The following is a 2030-nucleotide window of genomic DNA, read 5'->3' as shown; positions in this document are numbered from 1 at the left end:
CCGCTTAAAGTCGTGAGTAATTCACCAGTTGTCAGCCAGATACAAACGCCAATATTGTCCATGCCTATGCCGGCAATCAGCCGCCCATCGGGACTAAATTTGACTCGCCAGACATCTCCTTGCTGGGCGGAAAATGTCTCTGTCAATTTGCCAGTTTCCGCATTCCACAATCTCACGATACTATCGGCATCACCACTGACGATCGACTTGCCATCGGGACTATAATCTACCGACCACAAACACATGTGCTGTCCGGGGAAAGTTTGGAGAATTTCTTTGGTTTGAAGATCCCACTCGCTGATGATGCCATCTTGACCGCCAGTTATCAGCTTTGTCCCCGTCGGATCGAAAGCGACTGACTCAATCCAGTTAGAATAACCCTGCCAGCGATATAACTCTTGCCAGGTGCCTGTATCCCACAAGAACGCATAGCGATCGCCACTGGCAGTAATTAATATTTTGCCATCGGGACTAAAGTTGAGGGTGGAGATCCAGGTAGTATGTCCGCGCAGGGTACATATCTGTTGGTTGGTGCTAACATTCCAAATTTTGACGAGATAACCGTCATTCCCGATCGCAAGCTGTTGACTATCGGGACTGAATTCAATCGCAAAAAACCAATCGCGATAGCCCGTCATTATCTGCAACACACTCCAGGTCGCGACATCCCAAATTCTAATCGTGCCATCGCCACCACTTGTTGCTAGTAATTTGCCATCGGGGCTAAATCTGATTGCCCAGACGCGCTTAGGATGCTCGGTTAAGGTGTGTAGACACTCGCCAGTCGTCGCATCCCAGATTTTGACAGTGCAATCGTCACTACCCGTCGCCAGTAATTTACCGTCGGGACTAAATCTAATTGAAAATACTTGTTTGGGATGTCTTGATCGAGTGGCGATCTGTTGTCCGGTGGCGACACTCCAGTATCTAATCGCCCCATCGCCATGTGCTGTCGCTAGGACGTAAACTTTGCCAGATGGGAGATCTAACTCGATCGGACTAAAAGATAACGACAAAACATGGTAGCTATCTGCTTGTAAAACGTAAATAATTTGTCCCGTATTGACATCCCACAGGCGAATCGTGGCATCTTGACTGGCACTGGCCAGGATCTGACCGTCGGGGCTAAAGGCGATCGACCAAATCCAATTCGCATGCCCCTGGAGCTTGAAGATCAGCCTTTTGGTGGCAACTTTGCAGATATATAGATTACCGTTATATTCTCCCGATGCGACTAGTTGCGAGTCGGGACTAAAGGCGGTGGCATATACCCCGCCAAAGTTATGGGTAAAGATCGATCTAGATAAGTTGGCACCGCTAAAATTGACATTATGGAGGATCGCCCCTTGAAAACTAACTTGCAAGATCGGTAAATTGGCAAAGTTGTAGCCAGTCAGATCGATATCTAGATGGCGCAATAGATCGATCGAATTCCCGCCGCCATAATGGAGCACGCCGCGATAGTCGGTTTGCAAGCTGGCGATAATTGATTTGAGGTGTGCGGCTAATCCTAATTTAGAACCGAAGTGCGATTGCAATTGACTAACGATCGGTTCTAAGATCGTGCGAGTTTGGATCGCGTGGATATACTTGGGCGAATCGGCTGCTAGCAGGGGATAACTCAGCCACAGTGGTAACTCAGATCGGCTGTCTGTTGGCATCCAGTGAGTTAATTCCGCAACCATCCGATCGATCGTGCGGGCGGTCATGTACTCCATCACCATCGCCTGCTGGGTAAATTTGCCCCGATTGTGCTCGATTAGCGATCTACGTCCCAGGGATTCCAAGGTCGAGAGGATGCGGAAGTGGGCCAAGCGAAACCGACTGATGACCGAGTTGTCGATTCTGCTCGTGATCGCGTTGATCGTCGGGACGGCGATTTCGATTGGGTATGCGATTCAGGCGCAGGAAAATATGGAAGCGGCGAGGAGGAACGAGCAACGTGCCGATAAAGAATTCGCCGCGGCGAAGCGGAGTCAGGAAGAAACACTCGCCGCACTCAGGCGGGTCGAAGAGGAACAGGGGAAGAC

At 50.0% G+C, this 2030-nt stretch carries 2 protein-coding genes; one reads left to right on the top strand and one right to left on the bottom strand.

Translation table 11 applies throughout. The features are described 5' to 3' along the window. A partial coding sequence (locus RMO27_RS12665; RefSeq protein WP_309732979.1) for a WD40 repeat domain-containing protein occupies positions 1-1814 on the bottom strand: 1814 nt, incomplete at its 3' end. 13 nt (positions 1815-1827) lie between these two features. Here RMO27_RS12665 and RMO27_RS12660 point away from each other — a divergent pair. Next, positions 1828-2030, top strand: a 203-nt coding sequence (locus tag RMO27_RS12660; RefSeq protein WP_309732977.1) for a hypothetical protein, incomplete at its 3' end; no start/stop codon positions are given.

Source organism: Chamaesiphon sp. OTE_75_metabat_556 (assembly GCF_031378165.1).
Taxonomy (GTDB): domain Bacteria; phylum Cyanobacteriota; class Cyanobacteriia; order Cyanobacteriales; family Chamaesiphonaceae; genus Chamaesiphon.
The sequence above is the reverse complement of the archived record's forward strand: the minus strand, read 5'-3'. Positions and strand labels throughout refer to the sequence as shown.